The 14,530-nt window shown below is 72.3% G+C and carries 16 protein-coding genes; 10 read left to right on the top strand and 6 right to left on the bottom strand.

Annotated features, from left to right (window positions below; genetic code table 11):
* Positions 1 to 79: 79 nt before the first annotated feature.
* On the bottom strand, positions 80 to 1,180 hold the full coding sequence (locus ACH0A8_RS14780; protein WP_311205874.1) for a glycoside hydrolase family 6 protein: 1,101 nt from the start codon (positions 1,178 to 1,180) through the stop codon (positions 80 to 82).
* Between the two features lie 103 nt (positions 1,181 to 1,283).
* Here ACH0A8_RS14780 and ACH0A8_RS14775 point away from each other — a divergent pair, with 103 nt between their 5' ends.
* From ACH0A8_RS14775 to ACH0A8_RS14765, 3 genes are all read left to right on the top strand, one after another.
* Entirely contained in the window at positions 1,284 to 1,730 is a 447-nt protein-coding gene (locus tag ACH0A8_RS14775) for a VanZ family protein (protein WP_066653249.1), read from the top strand.
* Between the two features lie 100 nt (positions 1,731 to 1,830).
* Positions 1,831 to 2,100: a 30S ribosomal protein S15 gene (gene rpsO, locus ACH0A8_RS14770; protein ID WP_058742593.1), complete on the top strand. Its 270-nt coding sequence runs from the start codon at positions 1,831 to 1,833 to the stop codon at positions 2,098 to 2,100.
* A 154-nt stretch (positions 2,101 to 2,254) separates the two neighbouring features.
* Positions 2,255 to 2,875 (top strand): CE1759 family FMN reductase, encoded by a 621-nt coding sequence (locus tag ACH0A8_RS14765; protein ID WP_400427593.1) that lies wholly within the window; start codon positions 2,255 to 2,257, stop codon positions 2,873 to 2,875.
* Positions 2,876 to 2,902: 27 nt separating this feature from the next.
* Here the strand turns inward: ACH0A8_RS14765 and ACH0A8_RS14760 are convergent, their stop codons facing one another.
* Positions 2,903 to 4,114 (bottom strand): coiled-coil domain-containing protein, encoded by a 1,212-nt coding sequence (locus ACH0A8_RS14760; protein ID WP_406907449.1) that lies wholly within the window; start codon positions 4,112 to 4,114, stop codon positions 2,903 to 2,905.
* A 306-nt stretch (positions 4,115 to 4,420) separates the two neighbouring features.
* Here ACH0A8_RS14760 and ACH0A8_RS14755 point away from each other — a divergent pair, with 306 nt between their 5' ends.
* Entirely contained in the window at positions 4,421 to 6,694 is a 2,274-nt protein-coding gene (locus ACH0A8_RS14755) for a polyribonucleotide nucleotidyltransferase (protein ID WP_066653253.1), read from the top strand.
* A gap of 81 nt (positions 6,695 to 6,775) precedes the next feature.
* Here the strand turns inward: ACH0A8_RS14755 and ACH0A8_RS14750 are convergent, their stop codons facing one another.
* Positions 6,776 to 7,303 (bottom strand): YbhB/YbcL family Raf kinase inhibitor-like protein, encoded by a 528-nt coding sequence (locus ACH0A8_RS14750; protein ID WP_066653256.1) that lies wholly within the window; start codon positions 7,301 to 7,303, stop codon positions 6,776 to 6,778.
* Positions 7,304 to 7,427: 124 nt separating this feature from the next.
* Complete coding sequence (locus tag ACH0A8_RS14745) at positions 7,428 to 8,075, bottom strand: TetR/AcrR family transcriptional regulator (protein ID WP_066653259.1); 648 nt, start codon at positions 8,073 to 8,075, stop codon at positions 7,428 to 7,430.
* 245 nt (positions 8,076 to 8,320) lie between these two features.
* Between ACH0A8_RS14745 and ACH0A8_RS14740 the strand changes: the two genes are divergently transcribed.
* Both ACH0A8_RS14740 and ACH0A8_RS14735 read left to right on the top strand, forming a co-directional pair.
* Entirely contained in the window at positions 8,321 to 9,655 is a 1,335-nt protein-coding gene (locus ACH0A8_RS14740) for a pitrilysin family protein (RefSeq protein ID WP_251160862.1), read from the top strand.
* A 5-nt stretch (positions 9,656 to 9,660) separates the two neighbouring features.
* On the top strand, positions 9,661 to 10,263 hold the full coding sequence (locus tag ACH0A8_RS14735; RefSeq protein ID WP_066657952.1) for a histidine phosphatase family protein: 603 nt from the start codon (positions 9,661 to 9,663) through the stop codon (positions 10,261 to 10,263).
* A 50-nt stretch (positions 10,264 to 10,313) separates the two neighbouring features.
* Here the strand turns inward: ACH0A8_RS14735 and ACH0A8_RS14730 are convergent, their stop codons facing one another.
* The gene (locus tag ACH0A8_RS14730; protein WP_271826495.1) at positions 10,314 to 10,823 is read right to left on the bottom strand and encodes a GNAT family N-acetyltransferase; all 510 of its coding nucleotides are present in this window, start codon (positions 10,821 to 10,823) and stop codon (positions 10,314 to 10,316) included.
* A gap of 22 nt (positions 10,824 to 10,845) precedes the next feature.
* Here ACH0A8_RS14730 and ACH0A8_RS14725 point away from each other — a divergent pair, with 22 nt between their 5' ends.
* Entirely contained in the window at positions 10,846 to 11,598 is a 753-nt protein-coding gene (locus tag ACH0A8_RS14725; protein WP_209686068.1) for a 4-hydroxy-tetrahydrodipicolinate reductase, read from the top strand.
* Positions 11,599 to 11,645: 47 nt separating this feature from the next.
* Positions 11,646 to 12,062, top strand: coding sequence for a tetratricopeptide repeat protein (locus ACH0A8_RS14720; RefSeq protein WP_251160879.1), 417 nt, complete (start codon positions 11,646 to 11,648; stop codon positions 12,060 to 12,062).
* A gap of 109 nt (positions 12,063 to 12,171) precedes the next feature.
* Here ACH0A8_RS14720 and ACH0A8_RS14715 read toward each other — a convergent pair whose 3' ends face one another.
* On the bottom strand, positions 12,172 to 13,083 hold the full coding sequence (locus ACH0A8_RS14715; protein ID WP_406907448.1) for a TIGR01777 family oxidoreductase: 912 nt from the start codon (positions 13,081 to 13,083) through the stop codon (positions 12,172 to 12,174).
* A 78-nt stretch (positions 13,084 to 13,161) separates the two neighbouring features.
* On the opposite strand from ACH0A8_RS14715, the gene ACH0A8_RS14710 reads away from it, so the two are divergent.
* Positions 13,162 to 13,986, top strand: a complete 825-nt coding sequence (locus ACH0A8_RS14710; protein ID WP_235426526.1) for a thymidylate synthase — start codon at positions 13,162 to 13,164, stop codon at positions 13,984 to 13,986.
* Positions 13,986 to 14,492: a dihydrofolate reductase gene (locus ACH0A8_RS14705; protein WP_406907447.1), complete on the top strand. Its 507-nt coding sequence runs from the start codon at positions 13,986 to 13,988 to the stop codon at positions 14,490 to 14,492. The genes ACH0A8_RS14710 and ACH0A8_RS14705 overlap by 1 nt, the downstream gene beginning before the upstream one ends.
* The last annotated feature ends 38 nt before the right edge of the window (positions 14,493 to 14,530 follow it).

Genomic DNA, 14,530 nt, shown 5'->3' with positions numbered 1-14,530 from the left:
CATGGAACCACCGACGACCGACGACGGTGCTGCCCGGTCCCGAGTGGCTGGCAGGCTGGGGCTGCGGGGGCCCGGCGGGTCAGTCGCGCTGGCGGTGCTCCACCAGCGCCAGGGCGTACGACTCCCACCACTGCCCGGCCGCCGGTCCGCCGTTGCAGGTGCCGTCGCTGAGCCCGGGCGTCTTCACCCAGAGCAGGGCGTCGAGCCGGGTCGACCCCGCGGTGACGTGCGGTGCCTGTCCGAGTCCCGCACCCTCGGGGTTGCACCAGGTGCCGCGCCAGCCCTGCCCGTTCCGCGAGACGTCGATCACGAAGTGCGGGTCGCCACCGATCGCGTCCGCCAACCGGTCGGCGTACGCGCGTTCCGTGTCCACCCGGTAGAAGTTCGAGACGTTCGTCGCGAAGCCCTGCGTCCGGTCGACCCCGGCCGCCCGCAGCCACCGTGCCATCTCGGTGACGGGGACCCGGTCCTCGTTGCCGCCGTCGAGGTACACCGTCAACCCGTGTCCGGCGAGCTCGTCCACGGCGCGGTCCAGCAGTCGCAGGCGCTCCCGACCGAGGCGCTCGCAGACGTGGATCTGCGCGATCGAGTCCGGTTCGACGAGCACGACCGCGTGCGAGCCGGCCATCGCCCGGACGGCCGACCGCACCCACGGCAGGTAGGCGTCCTCGGCGGTGCCGCCGGCGGAGTAGCTGCCGCAGTCGCGGTCCGGGATCGCGTAGAGGACGAAGACGGGCGTACGGTGCTGCTGCTCGGCGCCCCGGACCACCCGCCGGACGACCTGTCGGGTGACGGACTCGGAGGGGTTCGTCAGCCAGGTCGCGACGGGCTGGTCCGCGATGACGTCGATCTGCTCGGCGGTCGCGCGCTCGCCGTCCGCCCGGGCCGCGGCGGCTCGGCGCGCAGCCTGTCCGTCCTGGTCCGGCTGGTGGGCCAGGCCGCCCGGGAACGCGGCCGCGGCCGACTCGCGCTCCGCGATCGCCCGGCCCGGCTCGACACCGTTGCTCCTCGTCGTCGTCGCGCCGGGGGTGCCGGTGCCGTCCGGACCGTCATCGGACCCCGACACCGTGGAGAGGACGAGCCCGCCCACGGCCACGGCGACGACCGCTCCCACGGCGAGCACCGCCCACTGTCGTCGTCCGCTGCCCCTGGTGCGGCCGCGCGTCCCCTGCTCCGGCATGCGTCCATGCTGGCAGCAGGCCACAGCGTCGTGCCAGGGTGGCCCGGCGTCCGCCCAGGTGGGGCGCGGCCGGCTGCCAGGAGCCGGCAGCGATACTGACCGGATGTTCCGGAAGCTCCTGCTGCTCGCCCTCACCGCCGGCTACGCCTGGGTGATCTGGCGGATGACCCTCACGCCGCGGGTCTTCACGCATGCGCAGGACGAGCTCGTGCTGCACGTGATCGGTTGGCTGCAGCAGCTGCCGCACGGTGCCTGGTTCACCTACGACCGGGTCGAGTTCCTCGCGAACATCGGGATGTTCGTCCCCGTCGGGATGATCGCGGCGCTGTGGCTGCCGCGTCGCTGGTGGCTGCTGGGCGCCGTGGTCGCGGTCGTCCTGTCGGTCGGGATCGAGCTCGCGCAGGCCCGCTTCCTGCCGTACCGGGTCGCGGATCCGCGGGACGTGCTGTCGAACGGTCTCGGCGGGCTGCTCGGTGCCACCCTCGTCGGGCTCGTCCGGAGCCTGCTGCCGGTGCCGCGACGGCAGCGGCTGCGCGCCCGCCCTGCCTGATCTCTGGTAGTCTCGTCCGGTTGCCGTCGAACGGCCGCGGACAAAGAGCGCCCATGCATCAGGCATGAGCACCGCGCAACGGACAGGAAGGGGATCATCCATGGCACTTGACGCGAAGGTCAAGCAGGAGATCATCGAAGAGTACGCGACCCACCCGGGCGACACCGGATCCCCCGAGGTCCAGGTCGCCGTTCTGACGCGTCGCATCAACGACCTGAACGAGCACCTCAAGGAGCACAAGCACGACCACCACTCGCGTCGTGGTCTGCTGCTCATGGTCGGTCAGCGTCGCCGTCTCCTCGGGTACCTCTCCGACGTCGACATCAGCCGCTACCGTGCGCTCATCGAGCGCCTCGGCCTGCGTCGCTAGTCGACTCGCAGACACTGCGTGACCGAACGCCCCGGTCCTCCTCGTGAGGACCGGGGCGTTCCTCGTCCCCGGCCGGCCACGACCGGGAATGGTTGCGCCCCGGCCTCGGTTCGGTACGATGTTCATGCAAACGCATCGAAAGTCGGGAACTGTCATGACCACCATCGCCGTCGTCTCCGCCGGGCTCTCCGAGCCCAGCTCCACCCGCCTGCTCGCGGATCGGCTCGCCGCGTCCGCGGTCACCGCCGTCTCGGCCGACCAGCCGGGAGGCACGGTGGACGTCCGTCACGTCGAGCTGCGTCCGATCGCCCACGAGATCGTCGACGCGATGCTCACCGGGTTCGCCGCACCGGGCCTGGCCGCCGCTCAGCGCACCGTGCTCGAGGCAGACGCGCTCGTCTTCGTCACCCCGGTCTTCACCGCGGGGATGAGCGGTCTGGCGAAGTCGTTCCTCGACGTGCTCGACAAGGACGGCGTGACCGACCTGCCGGTGCTGCTCGCGGCGACCGGGGGCACCGCACGGCACTCGCTCGCGATCGACCACGCCCTCCGCCCGGTGTTCGCGTACCTGCGCGCCGCCGTCGTACCGACCGGTGTCTTCGCCGCGACCGACGACTGGGGGAGCGAGGCGGACTCCGCCGCGCTGGACGCACGCATCCGCCGGGCCGGGGCCGACCTGGCCTGGGCGATCCGCGCCTCCCGGCGGACGCCGCAGCAGGAGACGCTCGCCGCGCCGACCGACTTCGCGTCCCTGCTCGGTGGCCTCGGCCACTGACCCGCGGTACCGGACGGTGTCGGCCGGTCAGTACCAGTGCGGGTTGACGCTCATCTCGTGGTTCCACGCCGCGCAGGGCGAGCCGTAGGCGTCGTGGATGTACGCCAGCCCCCAGTTGACCTGGGTGGCGGCGTTCGTCCGCCAGTCCGCCCCGGCGACCGCCATCTTGCTCGCGGGCAGTGACTGGGGGATGCCGTACGCACCGCTCGAGGCGTTGAGGGCGTTGGCCCGCCAGCCCGACTCCTGGTTCCAGAGGGAGACCAGGCACGAGAACTGGTCGCCGCCCCAGCCGTAGGCGCCGATCGCACTGCGGGCGTACGCCTGCGCACCGGCCGGGTCGACCGTGACGCCGCCCGTGCTCGGGTAGGACGTGTCGGTCCCGCCGCTGGTCGCGACCGGCGCCGGGGCCGAGGGGGCGGCTGCCGCCGCCGCGCGCTGGGCTGCGGCGGCTCGCTCGCGCGCCCGCTGCTGCGCGGCCTTCTGTGCGGCGACCTGCACGCCGAGCTCGTACCGCTGCTCGGTCGTGGCGGTGGTGTCCTTCAGGGTGGCCAGCTGCGCGTAGAGCTCGTCGCTGTGCTGCTGGGTGTCGGCGACGGCCCGCTCGGCGGCGTCGGAGGCCGTCCGGGCCGTGGCGGACCGTTCCTCGGCGGCGGCGGCGAGGGTGCTCCGCTCGGACTCGGCACGCTCGGCCTGGTCGTGCAGCGACTCCGCCGTCCGGCCGGCGACCGAGGCGTCCTCGAGGACGCCCTCCCACGTGCTCGAGAGCTGGTCGACGGCGCCGAGCTGGTAGAGCAGCTGGTCCGGGTCGTCCGTGGTGGCGATGCGCGTGGTCATCGCGTTCTGGCTGCCGTCCCGGTACAGGGTCGCGGCGAGCTGCCCCGCACGGTCCTGCGCCTGGGTGGCGGTGCGCTTGGCGGTGTCGGCCTGGGACCGGAGCGCCGTGGCGGTCTGCGTCGCCGACGCGAGGTCCGCCTCGGCACGGTCGGCGGCCTCGGAGGCGTCGAGGGCGGTCTGCGACTTCGCCGCGGCGTCGGCCTGCACGGACCGCAGTGCCGCCTGCACCTTCGTCGCCTCTGCGGCCGCGGCCTGCTCGTCCCCCTTCGCGCGCTGCACGTCCTGCCACGTGGGGTACTCCGTCGTCGACGCGCTCGCGGGCAGGGCGGTGACGACCGGTGCGACGAGCGCGCCCACGACCACGGCGGCCGCGACGAGCACGCGCCGGGGAGGGCTGGTGCGCATGTCGGCAGGCTACCGGGGACACGCCCGTTCGCCAGGAGCAACACCCGCCGGGTGCCTGAGGACTGGTAAAGTCCTCATCGTCCGGGGACCGTTCTCCGGACGTCACGCTCCGGACGTCACACTCGCGGAGCTGGCACACAACACTGCGCAGACCGGGCACGGAGCTGGTCATCGGTGGTGGCTCGCGGGCCGTTCGGAGTCCCGAGTGCTTCTACTGCTGGCCAGACATGCGCCCCGACCCCTCGGCGCGCACGCACCACGAGTGCCGTCGCCCAGGTCTGCCGAACACGTCAAGGAGGCACCCTTTTGGAGGGTCCCGAGATCAAGTTCGCCGAAGCCGTCATCGACAACGGCAAGTTCGGCAAGCGCGTCGTCCGGTTCGAGACCGGCCGCCTCGCACAGCAGGCCCAGGGCGCGGTCGCCGCGTACCTCGACGAGGAGACCATGCTCCTCTCGGCCACCAGCGCCGGCAAGCACCCGCGTGAGGGCTTCGACTTCTTCCCGCTGACGGTCGACGTCGAGGAGCGCTCGTACGCCGCCGGCAAGATCCCCGGTTCGTTCTTCCGTCGCGAAGGCCGTCCGAGCACCGAGGCGATCCTCGTCTGCCGTCTCATCGACCGGCCGCTGCGCCCGTCGTTCGTCGACGGCCTGCGCAACGAGGTCCAGATCGTCATCACCGTCCTGAGCATCGCGCCGGACGAGTTCTACGACGCGCTCGCGATCAACGCGGCGTCCGCGTCGACGCAGATCTCCGGTCTGCCGTTCTCCGGCCCGATCGCCGGTGTGCGCCTCGCGCTCATCGGTGACCAGTGGGTCGCGTTCCCGAAGGCCTCGCAGCTCGAGGAAGCGGTCTTCGACCTCACCGTCGCCGGCCGTGTCGTCACCGACGACCAGGGCAACGAGGACGTCGCGATCATGATGGTCGAGGCGGAGGCGACCGAGCACGCCTGGGGCCTCATCCAGGGCGGCGCCACCAAGCCCGACGAGGCGATCGTCGCGCAGGGCCTCGAGGCGGCCAAGCCGTTCCTCAAGGTCCTCGTCGAGGCGCAGGCGAAGATGGCCGCACAGTCGGCCAAGGAGATCCAGGACTACCCGGTCTTCCCGCCGTACGCCCCCGAGGTCTACTCCGCCGTCGAGGCCCTCGCCCTCGACGAGCTCAAGGACGTCTACCAGATCGCCGGCAAGCTCGAGCGTCAGGACAAGGACGACGCCCTGAAGGCCCGCGTCAAGGAGGCCGTCGCCGCCAAGGTCGAGGCCGGGGAGCTCCCCGAGTCCGCCAACGGCCAGGTCAGCGGAGCGTACAAGTCGGTCACGAAGAAGGTCGTCCGCGGCCGCATCCTGACCGAGCAGGTCCGCATGGACGGTCGCGGCCTCGCCGACATCCGTCCGCTCGACGCCGAGGTCGCCGTGATCCCGCGCGTCCACGGCTCGGCGATCTTCCAGCGCGGCGAGACGCAGATCCTCGGCGTCACCACGCTGAACATGCTCAAGATGGAGCAGCAGATCGACTCGCTGTCGCCCGTCACGAAGAAGCGCTACCTGCACCACTACAACTTCCCGCCGTACTCGACGGGTGAGACCGGTCGCGTCGGTTCGCCGAAGCGTCGCGAGATCGGGCACGGCTTCCTCGCCGAGCGCGCCCTCGTGCCGGTGCTGCCGTCGCGCGAGGAGTTCCCCTACGCCATCCGTCAGGTGTCCGAGGCCCTCGGCTCCAACGGTTCGACGTCGATGGGCTCCGTCTGCGCCTCGACCCTGTCGCTCCTCAACGCCGGTGTGCCGCTGCGCGCGCCGGTCGCGGGCATCGCGATGGGCCTCGTCTCCGACACCGTCGACGGCCAGACCCGCTACGCGGCGCTGACCGACATCCTCGGTGCCGAGGACGCCCTCGGCGACATGGACTTCAAGGTCGCCGGTACCTCCGAGTTCGTCACCGCCATCCAGCTCGACACGAAGCTCGACGGCATCCCGTCGTCGGTCCTCGACGCCGCGCTGAAGCAGGCCAAGGAGGCCCGCTCGGCCATCCTCGGTGTGCTCACCGAGGCGATCGACGCCCCCGACGAGATGGCGGACACCGCTCCGCGCGTCATCTCGGTGCAGATCCCCGTCGACAAGATCGGCGAGCTGATCGGCCCGAAGGGCAAGACGATCAACGGGATCCAGGACGAGACCGGCGCCGACATCTCGATCGAGGACGACGGCACGGTCTACATCGGCGCCGTCGACGGCCCGTCGGCCGAGGCCGCCCGTGCGCAGGTCAACGCCATCGCGAACCCGACGAACCCGGAGATCGGGGACCAGTTCCTCGGCACGGTCGTCAAGATCGCGACGTTCGGTGCCTTCGTGTCGCTGCTCCCGGGCCGCGACGGTCTGCTGCACGTCTCCGAGGTCCGCAAGCTCGCCGGTGGCAAGCGCGTGGAGAACGTCGAGGACGTACTCGGCGTCGGCCAGAAGGTCCTGGTCGAGGTCACCAAGGTGGACGACCGCGGCAAGCTCTCGCTCGCGCCGGTCGTCGCCGACGAGGTGGACACCGAGGGCCGCGAGGGCCACGAGAAGCACACCGAGGACAACGCCGAGGGTTGATCCCTCGCGCCTCGCGCTGCTGACACGACGACGGCCGCCGCTCCTGCTGGAGCGGCGGCCGTCGCCGTGTCCCGGGCGGCGTCAGGAGGCGGGCGTCTCCTGCGTGCCGGTGAGCTGCGCGCGGCCGAGCAGGTGCTCGCGGAGCAGGAAGCCGACGACCGCCGGCGTGGCGTCGGCGGGGGCCTCGAGCACCGGCACGTCGAGGGCGCTGACGGTGAAGACGTAGCGGTGCGGACCGTGGCCGGCGGGCGGGGCGGCACCGAGGAAGGTGTCCGTGCCGTACTCGTTGCGACGCCGCAGCGCCTCGGCGGGCAGCAGCGCGTCGTCGGTGCCGGCGCCCTGCGGGAGCGACGTGGTCGAGGCCGGGACGTCCGTCAGGCTCCAGTGCCAGAAGCCCGAGCCGGTCGGCGCGTCGGGGTCGTACACGGTGAGGACGTAGCTCTGCGTGCCGTCGGGGGCGCCGGACCACTCGAGCGCGGGGGAGCGGTCCTCACCACCGGCGTCGGAGCCGCGTGCCCAGTCGGGCAGTGCGCCACCGTCGCTGAAGTCGGGGCTGGTCAGGGTGAACGAGGGGACCTCGGGGAGGTTCCAGTTGGGGTCGTTGGCCATGCGTCCAGCCAACACCCGCGTCCTGTCCCGTGGATGGGACGGACGGGAGGCGCGGGACGGCGCCGCCACGTGCCTCCCGGCCGTCCGCTGCCCACCCGGGAGGCGTCGGACGCGCCCGTCCCGGTCAGCGCGTGATGACGCGCTCGACGACCCGCCCGAGCGCGGCGGTGGCCGCGATGGCGTCGCCGGCGTACGCACCGGCCATGACGCCGTCGCGCGCGAGCATGAGCTCGTCGGCGCCGTCGCCCGGCATCGGGTGTCCGGCGCGCTGCAGCAGCGCGAAGAGCTGTTCCGTGTACCAGTCGCGGTGCGCGGCGACGACCTGGCGGACCGGGTCGCGGGGATCGTGGTACTCGGCAGCGGCGTTGAGGAAGGCGCAGCCGCGGAAGTCCGGTCGGCCGACGTCGTCCGAGACGGCGGAGACCCAGGCGCGGACGGCCTCGACCGGGGAGGCTGCCTCCTCGACCAGGCGCGCGAAGGCCTGCTGCACCCGCTCGTCCTGCGCCCGGATGTAGGCCAGGATCAGGTTGTCCTTCGACCCGTAGTGCTTGTAGAACGTCGCCTTCGTGACGCTCGCCTCGGAGATCAGGCGGTCGACGCCGACGCCGCGGATGCCCTCTTCGTAGAAGAGTCTCGACGCGGTCTCGAGGATGCGGACCTTCGCGCCGCCGGAGCGGGGAGCCGGGGGGACGCTCGACCCGTCCGGCGACGCGAGGTTCGTGCTCGGGCCGGGGAGACGCTGGACGGCCGGTTGGGGGGAATCGACCGTCACAGCGCTGCTCCTCGGACTCATCGGCTCCGCGGGGGAGTGGGGGGACTCCGCCGCGCAGGACTGATGTCCCGAGCCATCGGGTCGGAATCTAGGGGGGCTTCCGACCCGATGTGACGACTGTACCACAGTGAGGACAGACAGACGAGTCTTTCTATCCTCCTCGGATGTACCCCAGTTCGAGGCACGCGCCGCGAGCCTGTGGAATCTGGATGATCGGCCCTGCCGGGTCAGTAGGCTCTCCTGCGATGAACCAGCCAGTGCCGTTGCCGCTCGAGGCCCAGGACACGTCCTTCCTGACGTCCGGTGGTGCCTTCGTCCGTCGATCCGTGCTGCCGTCCGGTGTCCGGGTCCTCACCGAGTCGGTGCCGGGGGCGAGCTCCACGAGCCTCGGCTTCTGGGTCGGTGTCGGGTCCCGTGACGAGCGCGAAGGGCAGTTCGGGTCCACGCACTTCCTCGAGCACCTGCTCTTCAAGGGCACCGGTCGACGCAGCGCACTCGACATCGCCATCGCGTTCGACTCCGTGGGCGGTGAGCACAACGCCGCGACCGCCAAGGAGTACACCTGCTACTACGCGCGGGTCCGGGACACCGACGTCCCGATGGCGGTCGAGGTGATCGGCGACATGGTCACCGGCTCGGTGCTCGACGCGGACGCCTTCGCCGTCGAGCGCGGCGTCATCCTCGAGGAGCTGGCGATGGCCGCCGACGACCCGGCGGACGTCGCGGGCGAGGCCTTCTTCGCCGCTGCCTTCGACGGGCACCCCCTCGGCCGTCCGATCGGCGGGACACCCGAGAGCATCCGTGCCGTCGGGCGCGACGAGGTCCTCGACCACTACCGGGAGCACTACGCACCGAACGGCATCGTCGTCACCGCCGCTGGTGCCGTCGACCACGACCGCTTCCGCGAACTCGTCGAGCGCGTCTTCCGCGACGCCCCGCGGGCCTCGCCGCTCGCCCGGCGCTCCCCGCAGCCCGTCGCCGACCCGGCGGTGCCGCGCCTCGCCGTCGCGCACCGGCCGACCGAGCAGGTCAGCATGCTCCGTGGTTCGCAGGGGCTGGACCTCCGCGACGAACGCCGCCCGGTGCTCAGCGTGCTGAACGCCGTGCTCGGCGGGGGCATGAGCTCGCGCCTCTTCCAGGAGGTCCGCGAGCGCCGCGGACTCGCCTACGCCGTGTCCTCCTTCGCCCCGGCCTACCTCGACAACGGCGCCTTCGGCGTCTACGCCGGCTGTGCCCCGGACAACGTCGCCGGCGTGGTCGAGATCATCGACGCCGAGTTCGCGCGGATGGTCGACGACGGCATCACCGAGGACGAGCTCCGCCGCGCCAAGGGCCAGATCGAGGGAGCCCTGACGCTCTCGCTCGAGGACTCCGACGCCCGGATGACCCGCCTCGGCCGGTCCGAACTGGGCACGGGGGAGTTCACCGACCTCGGCACCGCGCTGCAGCGGGTCGACCGGGTCACCGCCGGCGACGTGCTCGACCTGGCGCGCGACCTGCTCACCCGACCCACGATCACCTCGGTGGTGGGAGCCGTGCAGCGGGACGAACTCGCCGCGGCCATCGGCGTCGAGGGGTGACGGACGTGTCGCACTACCTGTACCTCGTCCGGCACGGCGAACACCAGGACGCCGAGCACGGACTCCGCGACGGCAAGCTCTCCGAACGCGGCAAGCGCCAGGCAGTGCTCGTCGCCGACCGCCTCGGCGGGGTGCCCTTCGACGGCGTGTACCACTCGCCGCTCGACGCCCCGAGCGAGACGGCTGCGTACCTCGCGCAGCGGTTGCCCTCGATCCAGCCGGAGCCCTCGACGCTGCTCTTCGACTGCATCCCGTCGGGACCGACGCCGGACATGCCGCACGCGTACCAGGGCTGGTACGGCGGCGTGACGGAAGAGGAGATCGTCGCCGGCCAGGCCCAGATGGGCGACGCCGTCGCCGAGTGGTTCACCCCGGCGCGCGAGGACCGCCACGACCTGCTCATCACGCACAACGCCGTGATCGGCTGGTTCGTCCGCGAGGCCTTCCAGGCACCGGAGTGGCGCTGGATGGGCACCAACGTGGCGCACACGGCGCTCACCATCATCCGGATCCGCTCCGCGAAGCCGGCCGAGGTGGTCACCCTCAACGACCTGGCCCACCTGCCGGTGGAGCTCCGCACGGGTCTGCCGGTCGAACAACCCGTCTAGCGGCCCGCCACCCAGCGCGCCACGGGGCCGGCCGGGAGGCACGACACCGGTCAGCGCACCGGCTTGCGGTACCAGGCGGTCGCGTTGGGGTTCTCGTTGAACGCCGCGGTGCGCTCGTACCCGCGGCTCCGGTACATCGCACCCGCGGCGACGAGTGAGTCGTTCGTGTCGAGGACGACGCTCGTCGCGCCGAGGTCCCGCGCGGCGCCCTCCAATGCGTCCATCACGGCGGTCGCCACGCCCCGACCCCGTCCGGCGGGGGAGACGTAGACGTGCTTCACCTCGAACCGTGCGTCGTCGTCCGGCGTGGCATCGCCGTCCGCACGGGCGGCGATCCGTCGCAGGCCGCCGCACCCGATCGGGAGCGCCCCGTCCTCGTCGACCTCGTACGCGACCACGAACACGCCGTTCGGCGCCGTGAACTCGACGGCCGGGGTGCGCTTCCGCGAGTACGAGCCCTGCGCACTCGGGAAGGTCGCCTCGCGCTCGTCGAGGTAGGCGTCGAGCAGCGAGTCGACCTCGGGTGCGTCGGCGGGGACGGACCTGACCTGGAGCGGCATGCGTCGATCCTAGGATGGAGCCATGGTCACTCCCGTCGCCGTCGTCGGCGCCACCGGTCGTCTCGGGGGCCTGGTGGCCTCCGTCGTGGAGTCGCTCGACGGCTTCGAGCTCGTCGCGTCGCTGTCCTCGAAGGACGCCGTGCACGAGGCACCGCCGTCGGTGTTCGGCGGAGCAGCCGTCGTGGTGGACGTCACCGTCCCCGCACTGAGCCCCGCGATCGTCGACCACGCCCTGGCGAGCGGCGCGAACGTCCTCGTCGGGACCTCCGGCTGGTCGCTCGACCGCCTCGCGACGCTCCGCTCCGGGCTCGAGGCACGGCCCGACCAGGGTGTGCTCGTCGTCCCGAACTTCTCGATCGGGTCGGTGCTCGCCACGCACCTCGCCACGATCGCCGCGCCGTGGTTCCCGTCCGTCGAGATCGTCGAGACGCACCACGCGGGCAAGATCGACAGCCCGTCGGGCACCGCCGTCCGGACCGCCGAGCTCATCGCGGACGCCCGTCGCGAGGTCGGTCCCGTCGACGCCCCGCACGTCGACCAGCGTGCCCGCGGGCAGCAGGTGGCGAGCGTCCCGATCCACTCCCTGCGCCTGCCGGGGGTGAAGGCGGTGCAGGACGTGCTGTTGAGCGGCCCCGGTGAGACCGTCACGATCCGCCACGACACGAACGACGACGTGGCGTACGTCGCAGGCGTCCGGGCGGCGCTGTCCGCCGTGGTCGGTGCCCGCGGCCTGACCGTCGGGCTCGGCAGCGTCCTCGGCATCGGCCAGCCGTGACGTCGACCTGGCGGTCTCTCCGCTCCCCGTTCTGGGGTGCGGCGCTGATGACCCTGCTGCTCGCGCTCTACATCGGGCTCGTCGGTCAGCGTGCGGTCGCGTTCGTGGCGACCGGTCAGCCGATCGGCATCGGCATCGGCGTCGCGCTGTTCGTCGTCGCGGCGATCGGCGCGCTGCTGCTCGTGCTCGAGGTCCGCTTCGGGCTGCGCATCACACGGCTCGGCGCGCGGCTCGAGCGCGAGGGCGCGACCCCGGACGACGTCGTCCCCGTCCGCCCGTCGGGGCGCCCCACGCGCGAGGCAGCCGACGAGCTGTTCCCGCGGTACCGGGACGCCGTCGAGGCCGACCCCGAGGACTGGCGCGGCTGGTACCGACTGGGCATCGTCTACGACGCCGCCGGTGACCGCAAGCGGGCGCGAGCGGCGATGCGGACCGCACTGGCGAAGGCGGCGGCGACCCGCTGACGGACGGGAGGCCCGTGGCGGTGTCCGCCACGGGCCTCCCGTCCGTCAGTCGTCGGGTCGTTCCGGTCGTCGGGTCGTTCCGGTTCGTCGGGTCGTTCCGGTCGTCGGGTCAGAAGGCCGCGTCGACCGCGTCCTCGGCGCGCTCGTACCGGAACCGGTAGCCGGACCCGGTGAGCTTGCGCGGCACCATGCGCTGGCTCGAGAGCAGCATCTCGTCGGCGGCCTCGCGGAGCAGCGTGCGCAGGGCGAAGGCCGGCACGCTGAACAGGTAGGGGCGGTGCAGGTCCTCGGCGACGCGACGGGTGATGCGGTTCGACACCGCGGCCTCCGGCCCGGCCAGGTTGACGGGGCCGCGCACGTCGGCGGCCTCCGGGCTGGTGGCGAGGTGCACGATCGCGCCGACCTCGTCCTCGAGCGCGATCCACGGCCAGAACTGGCCACCGGTGCCGAGCTTGCCGCCCAGTCCCGCCTTGGTGAGCGGTACGAGGGGTGCGAGTGCGCCGCCGCCCTGCCCGACCACGATGCCGGTGCGGAGCAGGACGACGCGGACGCCCTCGGGGGCTGCGGTCGCGGCGGCCTCCCACTGCGTGCAGACGTCGGCGAGGAAGCCCCGGCCGGCCTCGGCGTCGTCGCCGAGGACGTCCACGGGACGGTCGCCGTACACGCCCGAGGCCGACCCGGACAGGAAGAGCGCCGGAGGGTTCGTCGCGTGGCGCATCGCCTCGACGAGGGTCTCCGTGGCCTGCACGCGCGAGTCGAGGATCTCCCGCTTGTACGACTCGGTCCAGGGCAGCCTGCCGATGTTCGCGCCGGCGAGGTTGATCACGACGTCCGCGCCGTCGAGCACCGCCGGGTCGAGCGGTCGCGTGCCGGGGGACCAGCGGAACGCGCTCGCGGTGCGGGGTTCGCTGCGGGTCAGCGTCGTGACGTGGTGTCCGGCCTCGCGCAGGGCGCGGACGAGGGGGGTCCCGATGAAGCCGGACGCACCGGCGACGAGGATCGAGAGCGGCTGGGTCGACATGCGGCCCACGGTACTCAGCGAGCCCCGGGTTCTCCTCGTGGACGGAGGCTCGCCGTGTCGTGGACGTAGGCTCTCCGTGTGAGCGAGACCGTGCAGCCCGATCCCACCGTCCCCACTCCCTACGAAGACCTGCTGCGCCGGGTGCTCGAGGAGGGTGCGCCGAAGGGCGACCGCACCGGCACCGGCACGCGCAGCATCTTCGGCGCGCAGCTCCGGTACGACCTGTCGCAGGGCTTCCCGCTGGTCACGACCAAGCGCGTGCACTTCAAGTCCGTCGCCTACGAGCTGCTCTGGTTCCTGCGCGGCGACGGCAACGCCCGGTGGCTGCAGGAGCACGGCGTGCGCATCTGGAACGAGTGGGCGGACGAGGACGGCGACCTCGGCCCGGTCTACGGCGTGCAGTGGCGCTCGTGGCCGACACCGTCGGGGGAGCACGTCGACCAGATCGCCCAGGTGATCGAGCAGATCCGGACGAACCCGGACTCCCGTCGTCTCATCGTCTCGGCCTGGAACGTCGCCGACGTGCCGGAGATGGCGCTCGCCCCCTGCCACGCGTTCTTCCAGTTCTACGTGGTCGACGGCAAGCTCTCGTGCCAGCTGTACCAGCGGAGCGCGGACATGTTCCTCGGCGTGCCGTTCAACATCGCGTCCTACGCGCTGCTCACGCACATGATCGCCGCGCAGACCGGGCTCGAGGTCGGCGACTTCGTGTGGACCGGCGGCGACTGCCACGTGTACGACAACCACGTCGAGCAGGTCCGCGAGCAGCTCTCCCGCACGGCGTACCCGTACCCGACGCTCGAGATCGCTCCGCGCGACTCGATCGACGACTACGTGTACGAGGACTTCACGGTCGTCGACTACGAGCACCACCCGGCGATCAAGGCCGCGGTCGCCGTCTGATGGGGTGGACCGAGCCCGTCCGCGGTGTCGGCATGGTCTGGGCGCGCACCGCGTCCGGTGTGATCGGCGCCAACGGCGGCATCCCGTGGCACGTCCCGGAGGACCTCGCGCACTTCCGGCAGGTCACCGGCGACGCCGTGGTCGTGATGGGGCGGCGCACCTGGGACTCACTGCCGCCGCGGTTCCGACCACTGCCGGGGCGTCGGAACGTCGTGCTGACGCGGGACACCTCGTGGTCGGCCGAGGGCGCCGAGGTCGTGCACGACCTGGCGACCGCACTCGACACCGACGAGACCGTGTGGGTGATCGGCGGGGGAGCCGTCTACGCCGATGCCCTGCCCTTCGCCGACCGGGTGTCCGAGACGATCGTCGACCGCGACGTACCGGGAGACACCCGCGCGCCGGCGCTCGACGACGCGTGGGAGCTCGTCGACGAGGGCCCGTGGCAGGAGTCGCGCGTCGACGCCACCCGCTACCGCTTCCGGGAGTGGCGCCGCCGCGCGTAGCGCCCGCGGTGCCCGCGGTGCCCGCGGTGCCCGCGGTG

It is taken from the genome of Curtobacterium sp. 179-B 9B NHS, from assembly GCF_045370965.1.
In the GTDB taxonomy this organism is placed as follows: domain Bacteria; phylum Actinomycetota; class Actinomycetes; order Actinomycetales; family Microbacteriaceae; genus Curtobacterium.
This window is presented reverse-complemented; position numbering and strand designations above follow the sequence as displayed.

Coding starts and splice junctions, on each gene's coding strand:
- ACH0A8_RS14705 (WP_406907447.1), top strand. CDS start 13,986: ATGGGGTGGACCGAGCCCGTCCGCGGTGTCGGCATGGTCTGGGCGCGC.
- ACH0A8_RS14780 (WP_311205874.1), bottom strand. CDS start 1,180: ATGCCGGAGCAGGGGACGCGCGGCCGCACCAGGGGCAGCGGACGACGA.
- ACH0A8_RS14730 (WP_271826495.1), bottom strand. CDS start 10,823: ATGCCGCTCCAGGTCAGGTCCGTCCCCGCCGACGCACCCGAGGTCGAC.
- ACH0A8_RS14765 (WP_400427593.1), top strand. CDS start 2,255: ATGACCACCATCGCCGTCGTCTCCGCCGGGCTCTCCGAGCCCAGCTCC.
- ACH0A8_RS14740 (WP_251160862.1), top strand. CDS start 8,321: ATGAACCAGCCAGTGCCGTTGCCGCTCGAGGCCCAGGACACGTCCTTC.
- ACH0A8_RS14775 (WP_066653249.1), top strand. CDS start 1,284: ATGTTCCGGAAGCTCCTGCTGCTCGCCCTCACCGCCGGCTACGCCTGG.
- ACH0A8_RS14720 (WP_251160879.1), top strand. CDS start 11,646: ATGACCCTGCTGCTCGCGCTCTACATCGGGCTCGTCGGTCAGCGTGCG.
- ACH0A8_RS14760 (WP_406907449.1), bottom strand. CDS start 4,114: ATGCGCACCAGCCCTCCCCGGCGCGTGCTCGTCGCGGCCGCCGTGGTC.
- rpsO (WP_058742593.1), top strand. CDS start 1,831: ATGGCACTTGACGCGAAGGTCAAGCAGGAGATCATCGAAGAGTACGCG.
- ACH0A8_RS14750 (WP_066653256.1), bottom strand. CDS start 7,303: ATGGCCAACGACCCCAACTGGAACCTCCCCGAGGTCCCCTCGTTCACC.
- ACH0A8_RS14725 (WP_209686068.1), top strand. CDS start 10,846: ATGGTCACTCCCGTCGCCGTCGTCGGCGCCACCGGTCGTCTCGGGGGC.
- ACH0A8_RS14715 (WP_406907448.1), bottom strand. CDS start 13,083: ATGTCGACCCAGCCGCTCTCGATCCTCGTCGCCGGTGCGTCCGGCTTC.